Source organism: Pontixanthobacter rizhaonensis (assembly GCF_012972675.1).
Classification (GTDB): Bacteria; Pseudomonadota; Alphaproteobacteria; order Sphingomonadales; family Sphingomonadaceae; genus Pontixanthobacter; species Pontixanthobacter rizhaonensis.
In genome coordinates this window covers 791,142-805,407 of record NZ_JABCRE010000003.1, presented here as the reverse complement: position 1 = coordinate 805,407, position 14,266 = coordinate 791,142, and the positions used below count along the sequence as shown (strand labels likewise).

Genomic DNA, 14,266 nt, shown 5'->3' with positions numbered 1-14,266 from the left:
ATTTCGGCAAAAGTTGGTCTAAGGGTACACTTATGGCTGTCTTGCCCTTTGAACCCACGCCGTTCTTCGCGAATAAGAACCGGGCCTTCTGGACCATGCAATTTGCGGGTTGGGGCGGTGCATTTCTGCTGCGCGCGATGGCGGCGATTGCGAACCAGCAGCCCCCTTCGCTTTTACTGCAACTCCTGATCAGCGCGATCACCGGATTTTCGGTCACGTTGGTGCTTTCAGTAATCTACAGAGAACTGATTAACCGCCGGCCGGTGATCACATGGGGTATCACTGCATTCGTGCTGGCTCTGTCGGTGGGGCTGTACACATTTGTCGATGCGTGGGTTCTACAATTGACGCGGACCAATGATGACACGTCTTTCACGCAATTGCTGATTGGCCTGTTTTATCTGCCAATGACGCTGCTGGGTGCATGGTCTGCGCTCTATTATGCGATCAATTTTTTCCTTCAGGTGGAAGAACAGGCAGACCGGCTGGAACGATTGGAAATGCAGGCCACCAGCGCGCAGCTGGCCATGCTGCGTTACCAGCTCAATCCGCATTTCCTGTTCAATACCCTCAATTCCATCAGCACACTGGTTTTGCTCAAACAGACCGAGCCCGCCAATGCGATGCTGACGCGCCTATCCTCTTTCCTGCGCCATACGTTGCTGACTCAGGCGAGCGGCAAGGTAACGCTCGCCCAAGAGGTTGAGACATTGCAGCTCTATCTGGGTATTGAGCGGATGCGGTTTGAAGAACGCCTGCGCACAGAATTCCGGATCGAGCCGGAAGCGGCCAAAGGGTGCTTGCCGTCAATGCTGCTCCAGCCCTTGGTGGAAAACGCGATCAAATATGCTGTGTCGCCGCAAGAAGAAGGCGCGCGGATCAGCTTATCTGCGCAGCTGGTTGGCACAAGGCTGCGTATAACCGTGTCCGATACCGGGCCCGGATTGCACGCCAAAGGCGGAAGGCCGCACCTGCCCGATGCCGTGACCGGTGATAATCAGGCCGTGTCTACTGGTGTCGGCTTGCCCAATATTCGTGACCGGCTTGCGCAAGCTTATGGCGATAACCATCTGTTTGAAATCCGGACGCCGCCAACCGGCGGGTTCACTGTGATTATTGAGCTACCCTACGAAACGGCTCGTGAGGCCCGCGAAAACGATCCCTCTGCTGCGGCAACACTTCAACCGCCGCCCCATGCGCTGGACGCCCCCAAGCCAGTGTCATCCCCCGAACAACCCATCCCTAACGGGCAGATTGGAACCGTCACATGACCATCCGTGCGATTATCGTTGATGATGAAAAACTCGCCATCCAAGGATTACAGCTGCGCTTGCAAGCCTTCGATGATGTCGAAATTATCGATACTTGCGTCAATGGCCGCGAAGCCATCCGCAAGATTAAAACGCAAAAACCCGATGTGGTTTTTCTCGACATCCAGATGCCCGGTTTTGACGGATTTAGCGTGGTCAAAGGCGTCATGGGCGTACAGCCGCCGCTGATTGTTTTTGTGACAGCATATCAGGAACACGCGGTTCGGGCTTTTGAAGCCAATGCAGTCAATTATCTGATGAAGCCGGTGGATGAAGACCAGTTGGCGGATACGATCGAACGGGTTCGGGTCCGTTTGGCGGAGAAGAAATCCAGCGAAGATGCGGAAAAACTCCTCAACGTTCTCGCCGAGGTTGCGCCCGATGCGGCGGAAGAATTTACCGAGAATGACGGTGAAAGCGCCGAACGGTTTGAAAAACTGATCAATGTGAAAGATCGCGGCCAGATCTTCCGGGTCGAGGTGGAAACAATCGAACATATCGAAGCCGCCGGCGACTATATGTGCATCTATACGGGCGACAATTCGCTGATCCTGCGGGAAACGATGAAGGATCTGGAACGGCGGCTTGATCCGCGCAAATTCCAGCGTGTCCACCGCTCGACCATCGTCAATCTGGACCAGGTCCGGCAAGTGAAGCCGCACACCAATGGCGAATGCTTCTTGGTGCTGGATTCGGGCGCGGAAGTGAAAGTCAGCCGGTCGTACCGCGATGTCGTCGCGCGCTTTGTACATTGAGGAGAGCGGGCTTTGACTCACTGGTCGCTTGAGGGGTTCGACCTCCAGAAATTCGTCACGGACACATTGGCCGAAGATCTTGGTGAAGGGCTGCCGGGCGGCGGCCATGATGTAACCAGCGAAAGCGTTATTCCGGCCGATGCGCGCTTTTCAGGGGTGATGGATAGCCGCGATCCAATATCCGTCGCGGGATTACCGGTGGCCGAGGCGTTTTTCCGGTCGCTGGAACCGGCAATGGACATCGAAATTCTGGTCGAGGAAGGCGCGCAAGTGCCAGCCGGGACCGATTTGATGCGCCTGTCGGGCAATGCCCGCGCGATGCTGACCGCAGAACGCGCCGCGCTTAACACAGTCCAGCATCTATCAGGCATCGCCACCATGGTCCGCGAATATGTCGATGTGATGGACAATCCGGACTGCACCCTGCTCGATACGCGCAAAACCATTCCCGGCCTGCGTCACCTTGAAAAATACGCGGTGCGTATGGGTGGCGGCAATAATCACCGGATGGGCCTGTGGGATGCCGCGATGATCAAGGACAACCACGTTCTTGTCGCCGGTGATGTGGCCGAAGCTGTGCGCCGGGCCCGCGATGCCGGGGTCGCGCAGATTATCTGCGAAGTGGACCGGCTGGACCAGATCGAACCCGCATTGCACGCCGGGGCAACGCGGCTGCTGCTCGATAATATGGAACCGCCCATTTTGCGCGAAGCCGTCGCAATGGTGGCCGGCAGAGTGCCCACCGAAGCATCGGGCGGTATCAATCTGGATACGATCAAAGCCAAGGCGGCAACCGGCGTCGATTATGTCTCGGTTGGCAGGCTCACGCAAAGCGCGCCCGCCGCTGATATCGGTTTGGATTTCACACCCGAATGAGGCGGGCAGGGGCACTGATAGTCGCTGCTCTGGTGGGCATCGCCGCCAATGGCGCAGCAACAGCCCCCGCCTATGCCCAAGCCTATCAATGCCGGATGCCCGCGGCGATCTCTGTCCCGCAAGTCACTCGCGAAAGGCCGCCCCGCTCTGTTCCGATTACCGGCTATACTCTCGCGCTCAGCTGGTCGCCTGAATTTTGTAAGGGGCGCGAAATGCAATCGGGCCAGCGCACCCAATGTTCAGGCCGGAACGGGCGGTTTGGCTTTATCGTCCACGGCCTGTGGCCCGATGGCAGAAACACATGGCCGCAATGGTGCAGCAATCCGCGGCGGCTTTCCCCGGCAGAGGCGCGCCAGAATATGTGCATGACACCCTCGGCCAAACTGCTCGCGCGGCAATGGGCCAAACATGGCAGCTGCATGGTGCGCAAGCCGGAAACCTATTTCAAAGTCACCCGCATATTGTGGAACAGTCTGCGGATGCCGCCAACCGACCGCCTTTCGCGCGACGAGGCGCTGACGGCGGGGCAGTTTCGCGATGCCTTCATCCGGTCCAACCCGGACTGGCCGCGCTCGGCAGTGGGCATCGACTTGAACCAGCGCGGATGGCTGGAAGAAGTAAGGCTGTGTTACGGCAAAGACTTCATGCCCAAAAGATGCGAACGGCGGCGTTATGGTCCGGCGGATAGCACGCCGATGAAAATCTGGCGCGGGATGTGAAGACGGCAGTTTGTGGGGTGGAGAACGGACAATCGGCCTTGGACAATTTGTAGACAACGGTTTGAGAGACGCTAAGCTCAACGGTGATGCCATTTACGCCATTCCATTTGGGCCCTGGGGTTCTGTTCAAGTCCGTAGGTGGCCGAAGATTCAGTTTCATGGTATTTGGAGGTGCTCAAGTTCTGATGGACTTGGAGCCGCTAGTGAGAATTGTTCGTGGCGACACCATCCTCCACGGCTATACTCACACGGTCCTCGGCGCGTTTCTTATTGCTTTGATTGCGGGCCTCATCGGACGGCCTATCAGCCTCTACGTGCTAAAACTTCTGCAAATCCGCCATTCCAATTTCGGGTGGTCGGTCTCATTCTCAACGGCTTTCGTAGGAACCTACTCGCACATCGTTTTCGATGCCATGATGCACGCAGACATGCGACCGCTCTGGCCGCTTGCTGAAATGAACCCATTGTTGGGACTAGTATCGATTCCGCAAATACATTTGCTGTGCCTTGTTTCCGCCGTGTTAGCTGGGTGCATCGCGGTCACAAGGGTTGCTATTCGCACGAAATCGACCGCGGACTGATGTCCGCAATTGGGTCGTTAGCCGACCTTGTGATCATCGCCGCTCCCTAAAGAACGCTTTTAACAACTCTGCCGCCTCGCTCGCGCCCATGCCCGAATACACGTCTGGCCGGTGCAAGCATTGCGCCTGCTCAAACACCCGTGTGCCATGTTCTACTGCGCCCCCCTTTGGATCGGCCGCCGCGTAATACAGCTTGCCAATCCGCGCATGAGCAATCGCGCCCGCGCACATCGCGCAGGGTTCCAGCGTCACCCATAATTCGCAGTCGATCAGCCGGTCATTGCCCAATATCCGGGCTGCTTCGCGAATCGCGACAATCTCTGCATGGGCGGTGGGATCATGATCCTCGCGCGGCGAGTTATAGCCTTCTGCGATACATTCGTTTCCGCGCATTATTACCGCGCCCACTGGCACTTCGCCCCGCTCGGCTGCTTGCTGTGCGAGGGCCAGCGCGCGCTGCATGGGTTGCGGAAGGGGCCAACGGGTCATGACAACGCGCTACCCTGTGCGGCACGCGGTCGCAACTCACGGCTTGGCTATGGGAGTTTTGCTTGACGATTCGGTATCTGAAAGCTAGTTGCGCGCCTTTCCGGGATAACACCCAGCAAATTTCGGCAGCCAGCATTTGTTTGGCCGCCCCCAACCGAACGAGAGAAACCATGTCGCGCATCTGCGAACTGACCGGCAAAGGTCGCCTAACTGGCAACAATGTAAGCCACGCCAACAACAAGACGAAGCGTGTCTTCTTGCCTAACCTGCAGAATGTTACTCTGCTCAGCGAAAAGCTGGAGCGTAGCTTCAAATTCCGCGTATCGACCAATGGTCTGCGTTCGGTTGAGCATAATGGCGGTCTCGACAATTGGTTGCTTAAAACGAAAGACGAAAAGCTTTCCAAGGGCGCGCTCAAAGTGAAGCGTGAACTTAAGAAGGCAACTAAAGAAGCTGCCTAATCTGGCACTCTGATCTGACAGCAGTCTGTCGGATACAATCAGATATTACGGCTTAGAAAGGCGCTCGGTATTTCCGGGCGCCTTTTCTGTGGGCTGTGCCGGATCCCACCTAAGGCGCATCAACAATGTCCGCTGCAGAAAACCCGCGCCATTATCGTCGGAAATAACCCACAGGGTCAGGCTTCCGTCGAGATTCTCCTCAAAAGTGAGGCCTTCCATATTGTCGCTGGGTATAGGCGGGGCGATTGCACCGATCACGTCGCCTGACCACACCGTATCTTCTGCGATGGCTGCGGGATCGGCTAGAACAATCTTCGCGGTAAAATAGGGCAGCGGGGCGAAATGCACCGCGCGGACAAGGATCAGCGCGCGCCCATCAGGGATCTGGACCATATCAACCGGCCGATAGCCAGACGGCGGCTTGAAAGTGAACTCCAGCGCTTCGGCACCCGCCACCGGATCGGATGGAAACAGCAGACCGGGAAAACCGATACCGCCCCAATCATTATAGCCTTCCGACACGACGATAAAGCGGCCATCGGCCAAGCGCGCCATCGATTCCGGCCCTGAATTGGATGACCAATCCTCCATCTGCGGGGGCTCCACCCTGTCGCTATCCCTCAGCGCAGCATCGAACCGCTCAATCGTATTGGACCCTTCAAAACCGACCCATATCCGGCCCGTATCCGGATCACGCGTAAGCGATTCAATATCGATATATTTCTTCCGCCGCACAGTACGCCCGGCAAAGGTTTCTATGCGAATATCCCCGTCTGCTCCCGGTTTGGGGAAGCGCAGTAGCTGCCCCGCATCGCTGGCCGACAGAAACCGGCCATCATCATCAATCAGCAAAGAGGAATAGCTGCCGAAAAGGCTGTTGGGGCTGGTGAGGTGCCACACGCCGGTCACCTCCACCTCGCCTATATTACTATCGGGCACATCCAGCGGGGTCAGCGTAAGGATCTGATCGTAATTGGCTTCGGGTATAGGGGATCTGATCCATGTGCCAGGGGTCAGGCCGACGATCACCCCGATCAGCACCAGCCACCGGAATATGCGTTTCGCTTTTGAACGGGTCATAGGCGCGTCACGGCCGGAGGGATCAGTTCATCGGGCCGGTAAACAACAGCGGATCAAGCCGCGCATTGCGCCATTTGATGCTCCAGTGCAGATGCGGGCCAGTTGCCCGGCCGGTTGATCCGATATTGCCGATATACTGGCCTTGCGTGACCATATCACCCTCACTCACGGCGAGCTTGGACGCATGAAGAAACGCACTGTTGAGACCCGATCCGTGATCGATGATCAGCAAGCGCCCTTCGAGCGAGAAATTGTTCCGCGCCAGCACCACCACCCCGTCAGCCGGAGCAACAAAGGGCACACCATTCCCCGGTGCGATATCAATTCCCGAATGATAGCTTCCCGGCTCTCCGCGATAGATACGCTGCGATCCGAAACGGCCCGAAATCCGGCCCTTGACCGGCCAGATAAAGTCTTGCCGGTACCCTGTGGCACCCGTGACTTTCAGGCGGGCATTCCAGATGGCGTCCAGCTCCGGCTGTCTGCGTTTCATAAAGGCGGCACTGGCACCGCCAGACCGGCGCGCCACATTGACGCGCTCGATATTCCATTTGCGCGGAGCAATCGAAAGCCGCGCCGCCTTGGTGGTGCCATTGGCAAGTTCAGCGCGCAGCACGGCTTCACTGCCCGCATCACGGTCAAACGCAGCGAAATAGCCATTTTCGCTATCCAGCTCTAGCGGGACATCGCCCAAAAACGCATTCACGGTGCCAAACGGCGCAGTGCCCTTAATCCAGCCGCCCTGAGTCAGCTCACCTGCATAAGTGAACTCGACCGGACCCGTGCGTTCGGGCTGCGGTTGCGCAGGTGGCGGGGACGTAACCGCCTGTGTGCGGATGACAGGCTCGCTGCGCATTTCCGGCTGCGTTGTCGCGGATGGGGCCGCGCCATCGCCGCCCATCGCCGCGCTGCCGCACGCGGCCAACAATGCCAACCCAAGGATAGAAGCGACCGTTTTCATTCGCCGTCAGCCAATCGGCGGGTGGCGATTTCGGCGCTAGCATACGCTTCTTGGAAATCGACGCTCCAATAGCGCAATTCTTCCAGCGGAATTTGCTCCGCCGTGACAGCGCACAGGACATAGGGGCCAGGCTTCATCACGCGGAAACCGTTGGGGCCAAAGGCGAGTTTGGCGGCTTTATCGCCGGAGGACATTAACATGGGGGTGCCTTTAACAAGATGTATCTATCCGAACAAATCATCTTGGCGGGATTGTGCCGGATCAGATCGGGTTTTGCGAGGAGGTTTGGGTTTAGCGGGCGGCGCCTGAACCGATCCTGAGGGCGCGACATCCAGAACACCATCGGCAAACTCGACCGATAAACGGCCTTCAGCAGCCGCGGTGGCTTTGGTGCGGACCAGATTACCGCGAGCATCTTTCACCAGCACAAATCCGCGTTTGAGCGGCGCTTTGGGATCCAAGGATTTGAACACACGGCCCAGCGCAGACAATCGCTCCGCATCGCGGGTCATCCGGCCTGTCGCCAAGGCCGGGGTTAGTCTGACAGCATCGAGCCGGTCGCGCGCACGGTCAATTTTCGCCAGCAATAGCGGCGCAGAAAGACGGGCTGTATCGGCCTGTAATGCCTCCCGCGCTTTGCTCGCCCGATCTTTCAATCCGCGCTGCAAACGGTCGGACATTTCATCCAGCCGCTGCGTCGATGGTTGGAGCAGCGCCTCCAGCTTGGGCAGCCGCTGCGCGCGCGCATCCAGCCGTTCCTTACCCAGAGTGATCGGCCGCACGATGGCACGTTTCTGGCGGTGGGCAAAATCTTCCACCGTCGCTGCCAGCTCTCCGCGTACCGGCACTGCCATTTCCGCCGCGGCGGTGGGCGTGGGCGCGCGGCGGTCTGCGGCAAAATCAGCCAATGTCGTATCGGTTTCATGGCCGACGGCGGAAATCACCGGAATGGGGCAGTCGGCAATGGCGCGGACCACGACTTCTTCGTTGAAGCCCCACAAATCCTCGATCGAACCGCCCCCGCGGGCCACGATCAACACATCTGGCTTGGGCATTGTATCAGGCAAAGCGGAAAAGCCGCGAATGGCCTCCGCCACTTGTTCCGCAGAGCCTTTGCCCTGCACCAATACCGGCCAGACCAGCACATGGCTGGGGAAACGGTCCGCCAGCCGGTGCAGAATATCGCGAATAACCGCGCCAGTGGGCGATGTGACCACAGCGATGGTTTTGGGCAGGAACGGCAAGGGCTTCTTACGTTCAGCGGCGAACAGCCCCTCCGCCTCCAGCCTTGTCCGTGTTTTTTCAAGCAGGGCCAGCAAAGCGCCCTCACCCGCAATTTCCATCCCCTCCATCACGATCTGGTATTTGGACCGGCCCGCATAGGTCGTCAGCTTACCTGTCGCGACCACTTCGATTCCGTCTTCGGGCACAAAGCCCAGCCGCCCCGCATTGCCGCGCCACATCACGCCATCAATAACGGCCTTTTCGTCTTTCAAGCTGCAATAGAGATGCCCCGATGCCGCGCGTTTTACGCCTGACAATTCGCCGCGCAGCCGGACGTAACCGAACTGATCCTCCACCGTGCGCTTCAACTTGGCGGAAATTTCGGTGATCGACAGCGGCTCTGCGTTGTCGCCCGAGCGGCTTCGCGCTACCAAGCCGCCTTCATTGGGATCATCACTGAAAGAAGACCGGGACATGAATATCCTTTTGCTGGGATCGGGCGGACGTGAACACGCATTGGCGTGGAAATTGGCGCAGTCATCACTGCTAAGCGGGGCGCACGATACTCTCTACGCTGCGCCGGGCAACCCCGGTATTGCAGATCATGCCCAATGCATCCCGCTGGATGCCGCCGATCATGCGGCCGTGATCAGTTTCTGCGTCAAACATGACATCGGCTTGGTCGTTATCGGCCCGGAAGCGCCGCTGGTAGACGGTTTGGGCGATAGCCTGCGCAATCAAGACATTGCCGTATTCGGTCCCTCTCAGGCAGCCGCACAATTGGAAGGCAGCAAGGGCTTCACCAAAGATCTGTGCGAACGGGCCAACATTCCCACGGCTGGCTATGTCCGCACCAAATCTTTGGACGAGGCGATCAGCACGCTGGACAAATTCACCCCGCCCTATGTGTTGAAGGCAGACGGGCTGGCAGCCGGTAAAGGCGTGGTCATTCCCGAAACCCATGCCGAAGCCGTAGTAGCCCTCACTGATATGTTCGGCGGGCGCTTCGGTGCAGCGGGCGCAGAAGTGGTGATCGAAGAATTTATGCGCGGCGAGGAAGCGAGCTTCTTCGCACTCACCGATGGCACCGCCATTCTGCCCTTCGGCAGCGCGCAAGACCATAAGCGCGTGGGCGAAGGCGATACCGGCCCCAATACCGGCGGCATGGGCGCATATAGCCCTGCACCAGTGTTGACGGCGGAATTGGAAGCGCAAGTGATGCGCCAGATCATCCAGCCAACCGTCGATACTCTGCGGGCCGAGGGAATGGCCTACTCAGGCGTACTTTTCGCCGGGCTGATGCTGACTGACGAAGGCCCCAAGCTGATCGAATATAATTGCCGTTTCGGCGACCCGGAATGCCAAGTGCTGATGACCCGGCTACACAGCGATCTGGGCGAAGTGATGCTCGCCTGCGCCAAAGGTGACTTGGCCGCGCAAGCACCTGCCAAGTTCGCAGAGGAAACCGCGCTGACGGTAGTGATGGCCGCGAAAGGCTATCCCGAAGCGCCTGAAAAAGGCGGCGCCGTTGATCTGGGCGATGCCGAGGCGAAAGGCGCAAAAATCTTCCATGCTGGCACCAAGCGCGATGATGCGGGATCACTGACTGCAAGTGGAGGCCGCGTGCTCAATGTCACCGCCACCGGCGCCAATGTGACCGCAGCACAAAGCGCCGCCTATACAGCAGTGGACGCGATCACGTTCGACACCGGCTTCTGCCGCCGCGACATTGGCTGGCGCGAAGTCGCGCGGGAGGCGGGTAAATAAAGCCCAGCTTGTATCAAAAAATTGTACCGTATAACCTCTAGCTATGAGCGATAAAAAACCGACACGTAAAGTTCTGAAGGGCGAGGATGCTATAGAACTTTGGCGTCGAGGGCGGGAAGTTTGGAACGCTTGGGTCGAACAAAATCCTGAGGCGGACGTAAACTTTTCCAGCCAATCATTTAATGGTCCTAACAACCTGCCACTAAGATCGGTCGATTTCACAGGTTTTATTTTTCCAAATGGCTTCATCAACTTCGCTGACGCCAAACTGGGTGATGGTAACGTCTGGTTTGTAGATGCTGAATTTGGCCGGGGAAACGTCAACTTTTACCGCACTAAATTCGGGAAAGGTAACGTAAGTTTTTCAGACGCAAAATTTGGAAGTGGGGATATTAACTTCGCCAACGCAAAGTTTGGTGATGGGCATATCAATTTCTCCAACACGGAATTCAACACAGGGACCGTCGATTTTTCTTATGTCGAATTTAGCTCAGGAGACGTCAGCTTTCACGGAACTAATTTTGGAGAAGGTAATACGTACTTTATAGGTGCCACATTTGATCGCGGCGATATTCGATTCTACGAATCGTCGTTCGGTAAGGGTCAATTAATGTTCGACAATACTGACTTTGGATCAGGTGCCATGTTATTTGAAAAGACTGAGTTCAAGTCCAACTGTGTGACCTTTAGGTACTGTAATTTTGCCGGTCCATCGCATTTTGTTGATTTACAAAGAATGGATTGTCCAAGGACCTTTAGCTTCGAGGGGGCCGGATTTGAGAAACTGTTCACTTTCTCTCACTTTGGAATAATGGGTTGTCCTCTAGATTTGCGCCGAACAAAGATGAGCCATGACGTGGTCGTCAACGATATTCAGTGCCAATTCGATGCAGAACCAATGCCAAATTGGGCCTCCGCTGCCAGTCAATATTGGTCAGGCATGCCAGAACGCTCCGCCCCCGTTTGGCGTTGGACCACTAAGGCTTCAGACCGTGAAGACAGCCAACGATTTCGCCGCTTGAAAGAACTCGCCCTGTCCAATCGCAACCATGCAAAAGCGCTCGAATTTCATGTGCAGGAAATCCAAAGCAAGCGCGGACATGAAACGCGCTGGTGGCAAACAGCGGCGCAGTTCCTATTCTGGTTGCTCGGCGATTATGGCCGGAGTGTGTTTCGGCCATTTATCTGGCTGATCGCAACATGGGTCGGCTTTGCCGCCTATTTCTTCGCTTACAGTACAGAGCAAAGCGCCAAGTTCTCCGCCGCGCTTGCCTATTCGGGCAGTCATATGCTGGCTTTCATCCCCACCGGGCGCACTGCACGGTTGCAAGGGCAGGAATGGCTGTTTGGAGAGGATACTCTGGTTCCAGCATCGGCGCTGGGCGTGGGCGCTGCGGAAAGCATCCTATCCGTTATCCTGCTATTCCTGCTCGGCCTTGGACTGCGCAATCTGTTCCGTGTTTAGGCGGCTGTCCTACATCGCCAGCAAGAGCTACCAGACAGGCTGCTCTTTCCCATCGTCAGCACACCAGCGCGCTTTTGGCGCATAGTCCGCGTCTTGCGCATTCCTTGCGCGCAAGTGTCAACTTCGCCATTCAGCAATAACCATCTGATTACACGGCGCTATTTGCCGAAAATCAAAGTTGACGCAGTGTCAACTTTGTCAACTTCGCGCTGCGCCCATCAAGCGGCGCAATCGGTCGGGACAATCAATCGCCCAGTTTTGCCGCGACCAAGGCTTGCAAATCCGCCTCTGGCCGGGCGCCGTAATGGGAGATCACTTCGGCAGCGCAAATCGCGCCGCGCGTCAGGCAGTTTTCGAGGCTTTCTTCCTTTACGTGGCCGGACAGGAAACCCGCCGCGAACAGGTCGCCTGCTCCGGTTGTATCGACCACGGCGTCAACCGCTTCTGCCGCCACTTCACCGCGCGTCCCATTGGCGATGGCGACCGCGCCATTGGGGCCTTTGGTCGCAACCAGAACCGGCACGTTGGGCGATAATTTGGCGAGACCGGCTTCAAAATCATCCTCGCCCGTCAGCGTCGCCAATTCACCTTCATTGACGAACAGAATATCGATTAAACCTTCCGCAATCAGCGCGCGGAAATCATCGCCGTGGCGGTCAATTACGAAGCTTTCTGACGCAGTGAAGGCGACTTTGCGGCCCGCATTGCGGGATACTTCGATGGCACGGCGCATTGCGCTGCGCGGTTCTTCCGGATCCCACAGATAGCCTTCCAGATAGAGGATTTTCGCGTCGGCGATCGCTTCTTCGCTCAAGGCGGCAGGCGGCAGGAACTGGCTCGCGCCCAGAAACGTGTTCATCGTCCGCTCCCCATCGGGGGTGACAAAGATCAGGCAGCGCGCGGTTGGCGGTTCGCCTTCACGGGCAGGCGTATCAAAATCAATACCAGCGGCGCGGATATCGTGGCTGAACACATCGCCCAGCTGATCGCTCGCCACTTGGCCGATAAAGGCGCACCGGGCGCCCAATGTCGCAAGGCCCGCCAGCGTATTGGCTGCTGAACCACCCGAAATCTCCTTCGCCGGTCCCATCGCTTTATACAGATCGCGCGCGCCGTCGGCATCAATCAGAGACATCCCGCCTTTAGCCATTTGCAGCTCTTCGATCAGAGCATCATCACACGGGGCCATCACATCAACAATCGCATTGCCGATGGCGATCACATCATAGCGGGGGGAATTGTCGGAATTGGGCATGGTAATCCTCTGCAAGACGCAACCCGCTGCAAGGCAGGGGCAAGAAATGATGCCGCGCGCCTAGCCGCTTGCGCGCGTGCCGCCAAGCAAGAGATTGACCTTTTGCCATATTCACCGGCAAAGCGGGCTGTATGAGCAGTGTAGTTTCCGCAATGAGCAAGGCCATCAGCCAATTGGGTGACCGTCGGATTATGGCCGTGCTACTCAAAAGCGTGGCGCTGACCCTGGCGATATTTGCCGTTTTGGGAGTGGCCGCTTTTGTCGCGCTCGACACCGCGCTGGCCGAATGGACCGGCTCTTACAGTGACGAGATCGGCGCCATACTGGCGGTGATCTTGACGGTTCTGGGCGGTTGGCTGTTGTTCCGCGTGGTCGCGTTGGCAGTGGTCCAGTTCTTTGCCGATGAAATCATCAGCGCGGTGGAGCAAGCACATTATCCCCGTCAGGCCGACACCGCGCGCAACCTGCCCTTTGCCGAAGAAGTGAAGAATTCGGCCAAGGGAATCGGCAGGACGCTCGCCGCCAATCTGCTGGCTTTGGTGCTGGCGATACCGCTGTTTTTTACAGCCATCGGGCCAGCGGTGGTGTTTTGGGTGGTCAATGCATGGCTGCTGGGCCGGGAATTGCAGGATATGGTGTGGCTGCGGCATCGCCATTCCGGTGGCGGGCATCCATCGCACCCGCCCTTGTCCAAGTTGGAACGTTTCCTGCTGGGCGGCGCAATTGCCGCACTATTGGTCGTTCCTTTCCTTAACTTGCTTGCACCAATCATCGGGGCGGCTAGTGCAACCCATCTCGTCCACCGGCGAAACGGACCCGAATATGCCGCGTAAATTAGTCATTGCCTTACTGCCGCTTTTGGGCGCTTGCGCTGCGACGGCTGTGCCGCCGCCTTTGGGCCAACCCGCCGCGCCAACCACCTCGACCCGGCCGCCGCCGCAATCGACCAAGCCTTTGCCGGCCACACCTGCGCCATCATCGGGTGGTTTTCGCGCGCCGCGGGTGATGAGTGTCCCCGGGCTGGAGGGCGTGATCGGCGCCGATAGTAACGGGTTGCAGCGAATGTTCGGCGAACCACGGCTCAATGTGACCGAGGGCGATGCAAGGAAGCTGCAATTTAGCGGGCAATCCTGCGTGTTGGATGTGTACCTATACCCCCTGCGTAAGGGTGCCCAACCGACCGCCACCTATGTCGATGCGCGCCGGGCCAGTGACGGGCTCGACGTGGATCGAGCCTCCTGCGTGGCTGCTCTTAAACGGTAAAAGCTCGATACTAACCCGAATTTAAGGGTATTATGCGAGGGGCGAATGGACTGAAATAAG

General features: G+C 57.6%; 16 protein-coding genes. 10 read left to right on the top strand and 6 right to left on the bottom strand.

Annotated features, from left to right (window positions below):
- Nucleotides 1-32: 32 nt before the first annotated feature.
- The 5 genes from HKD42_RS11660 to HKD42_RS11640 all read left to right on the top strand — a co-directional run bounded on the left by HKD42_RS11660 (nt 33) and on the right by HKD42_RS11640 (nt 4,241).
- Nucleotides 33-1,271 carry a sensor histidine kinase gene (locus HKD42_RS11660; RefSeq protein WP_170013534.1) on the top strand — a complete coding sequence of 413 codons (1,239 nt, stop codon included), beginning with the start codon at nt 33-35 and terminating at the stop codon, nt 1,269-1,271.
- Nucleotides 1,268-2,065 carry a LytR/AlgR family response regulator transcription factor gene (locus HKD42_RS11655; RefSeq protein ID WP_170013532.1) on the top strand — a complete coding sequence of 266 codons (798 nt, stop codon included), beginning with the start codon at nt 1,268-1,270 and terminating at the stop codon, nt 2,063-2,065. Before HKD42_RS11660 ends, HKD42_RS11655 begins: the two co-directional genes overlap by 4 nt.
- A gap of 12 nt (nt 2,066-2,077) precedes the next feature.
- Nucleotides 2,078-2,941 carry a carboxylating nicotinate-nucleotide diphosphorylase gene (nadC, locus tag HKD42_RS11650; RefSeq protein ID WP_170013530.1) on the top strand — a complete coding sequence of 288 codons (864 nt, stop codon included), beginning with the start codon at nt 2,078-2,080 and terminating at the stop codon, nt 2,939-2,941.
- Nucleotides 2,938-3,660, top strand: coding sequence for a ribonuclease T2 family protein (locus tag HKD42_RS11645; protein ID WP_170013528.1), 723 nt, complete (start codon nt 2,938-2,940; stop codon nt 3,658-3,660). Before nadC ends, HKD42_RS11645 begins: the two co-directional genes overlap by 4 nt.
- 158 nt (nt 3,661-3,818) lie before the next feature.
- Nucleotides 3,819-4,241 carry a metal-dependent hydrolase gene (locus tag HKD42_RS11640; RefSeq protein ID WP_170013526.1) on the top strand — a complete coding sequence of 141 codons (423 nt, stop codon included), beginning with the start codon at nt 3,819-3,821 and terminating at the stop codon, nt 4,239-4,241.
- A gap of 33 nt (nt 4,242-4,274) precedes the next feature.
- Here the strand turns inward: HKD42_RS11640 and tadA are convergent, their stop codons facing one another.
- Nucleotides 4,275-4,730, bottom strand: coding sequence for a tRNA adenosine(34) deaminase TadA (tadA, locus tag HKD42_RS11635; protein WP_170013524.1), 456 nt, complete (start codon nt 4,728-4,730; stop codon nt 4,275-4,277).
- Nucleotides 4,731-4,900: 170 nt separating this feature from the next.
- Between tadA and rpmB the strand changes: the two genes are divergently transcribed.
- Complete coding sequence (gene rpmB / locus HKD42_RS11630) at nt 4,901-5,191, top strand: 50S ribosomal protein L28 (RefSeq protein ID WP_170013522.1); 291 nt, start codon at nt 4,901-4,903, stop codon at nt 5,189-5,191.
- 45 nt (nt 5,192-5,236) lie between these two features.
- Here rpmB and HKD42_RS11625 read toward each other — a convergent pair whose 3' ends face one another.
- The 4 genes from HKD42_RS11625 to xseA are packed head-to-tail and all read right to left on the bottom strand — an operon-like array spanning nt 5,237 to nt 8,932.
- The gene (locus tag HKD42_RS11625) at nt 5,237-6,271 is read right to left on the bottom strand and encodes an esterase-like activity of phytase family protein (protein WP_170013520.1); all 1,035 of its coding nucleotides are present in this window, start codon (nt 6,269-6,271) and stop codon (nt 5,237-5,239) included.
- A 22-nt stretch (nt 6,272-6,293) separates the two neighbouring features.
- Nucleotides 6,294-7,232, bottom strand: a complete 939-nt coding sequence (locus HKD42_RS11620) for a M23 family metallopeptidase (protein WP_246236997.1) — start codon at nt 7,230-7,232, stop codon at nt 6,294-6,296.
- Nucleotides 7,229-7,432, bottom strand: coding sequence for a DUF2093 domain-containing protein (locus HKD42_RS11615; protein WP_170013518.1), 204 nt, complete (start codon nt 7,430-7,432; stop codon nt 7,229-7,231). Before HKD42_RS11615 ends, HKD42_RS11620 begins: the two co-directional genes overlap by 4 nt.
- 24 nt (nt 7,433-7,456) lie before the next feature.
- Nucleotides 7,457-8,932, bottom strand: a complete 1,476-nt coding sequence (gene xseA / locus HKD42_RS11610; protein WP_170013516.1) for an exodeoxyribonuclease VII large subunit — start codon at nt 8,930-8,932, stop codon at nt 7,457-7,459.
- Between xseA and purD the strand changes: the two genes are divergently transcribed.
- Nucleotides 8,931-10,223: a phosphoribosylamine--glycine ligase gene (purD, locus tag HKD42_RS11605; protein ID WP_170013514.1), complete on the top strand. Its 1,293-nt coding sequence runs from the start codon at nt 8,931-8,933 to the stop codon at nt 10,221-10,223. The genes xseA and purD overlap by 2 nt on opposite strands.
- Nucleotides 10,224-10,266: 43 nt before the next feature.
- Nucleotides 10,267-11,688, top strand: coding sequence for a DUF4097 family beta strand repeat-containing protein (locus HKD42_RS11600; RefSeq protein ID WP_170013512.1), 1,422 nt, complete (start codon nt 10,267-10,269; stop codon nt 11,686-11,688).
- 244 nt (nt 11,689-11,932) lie between these two features.
- Here HKD42_RS11600 and HKD42_RS11595 read toward each other — a convergent pair whose 3' ends face one another.
- Nucleotides 11,933-12,943: an adenosine kinase gene (locus HKD42_RS11595; RefSeq protein WP_170013510.1), complete on the bottom strand. Its 1,011-nt coding sequence runs from the start codon at nt 12,941-12,943 to the stop codon at nt 11,933-11,935.
- Between the two features lie 131 nt (nt 12,944-13,074).
- Between HKD42_RS11595 and HKD42_RS11590 the strand changes: the two genes are divergently transcribed.
- A complete protein-coding gene (locus HKD42_RS11590; protein WP_170013508.1) occupies nt 13,075-13,776 on the top strand; it encodes an EI24 domain-containing protein in 702 nt (233 codons plus the stop codon).
- Nucleotides 13,766-14,206, top strand: a complete 441-nt coding sequence (locus tag HKD42_RS11585) for a hypothetical protein (protein WP_170013506.1) — start codon at nt 13,766-13,768, stop codon at nt 14,204-14,206. Before HKD42_RS11590 ends, HKD42_RS11585 begins: the two co-directional genes overlap by 11 nt.
- The last annotated feature ends 60 nt before the right edge of the window (nt 14,207-14,266 follow it).

Coding starts and splice junctions, on each gene's coding strand:
- HKD42_RS11600 (WP_170013512.1), top strand. CDS start 10,267: ATGAGCGATAAAAAACCGACACGTAAAGTTCTGAAGGGCGAGGATGCT.
- HKD42_RS11595 (WP_170013510.1), bottom strand. CDS start 12,943: ATGCCCAATTCCGACAATTCCCCCCGCTATGATGTGATCGCCATCGGC.
- tadA (WP_170013524.1), bottom strand. CDS start 4,730: ATGACCCGTTGGCCCCTTCCGCAACCCATGCAGCGCGCGCTGGCCCTC.
- purD (WP_170013514.1), top strand. CDS start 8,931: ATGAATATCCTTTTGCTGGGATCGGGCGGACGTGAACACGCATTGGCG.
- HKD42_RS11620 (WP_246236997.1), bottom strand. CDS start 7,232: ATGAAAACGGTCGCTTCTATCCTTGGGTTGGCATTGTTGGCCGCGTGC.
- rpmB (WP_170013522.1), top strand. CDS start 4,901: ATGTCGCGCATCTGCGAACTGACCGGCAAAGGTCGCCTAACTGGCAAC.
- HKD42_RS11640 (WP_170013526.1), top strand. CDS start 3,819: ATGGTATTTGGAGGTGCTCAAGTTCTGATGGACTTGGAGCCGCTAGTG.
- HKD42_RS11585 (WP_170013506.1), top strand. CDS start 13,766: ATGCCGCGTAAATTAGTCATTGCCTTACTGCCGCTTTTGGGCGCTTGC.
- HKD42_RS11660 (WP_170013534.1), top strand. CDS start 33: ATGGCTGTCTTGCCCTTTGAACCCACGCCGTTCTTCGCGAATAAGAAC.
- HKD42_RS11655 (WP_170013532.1), top strand. CDS start 1,268: ATGACCATCCGTGCGATTATCGTTGATGATGAAAAACTCGCCATCCAA.
- xseA (WP_170013516.1), bottom strand. CDS start 8,932: ATGTCCCGGTCTTCTTTCAGTGATGATCCCAATGAAGGCGGCTTGGTA.
- HKD42_RS11590 (WP_170013508.1), top strand. CDS start 13,075: ATGAGCAGTGTAGTTTCCGCAATGAGCAAGGCCATCAGCCAATTGGGT.
- HKD42_RS11645 (WP_170013528.1), top strand. CDS start 2,938: ATGAGGCGGGCAGGGGCACTGATAGTCGCTGCTCTGGTGGGCATCGCC.
- HKD42_RS11625 (WP_170013520.1), bottom strand. CDS start 6,271: ATGACCCGTTCAAAAGCGAAACGCATATTCCGGTGGCTGGTGCTGATC.
- HKD42_RS11615 (WP_170013518.1), bottom strand. CDS start 7,432: ATGTTAATGTCCTCCGGCGATAAAGCCGCCAAACTCGCCTTTGGCCCC.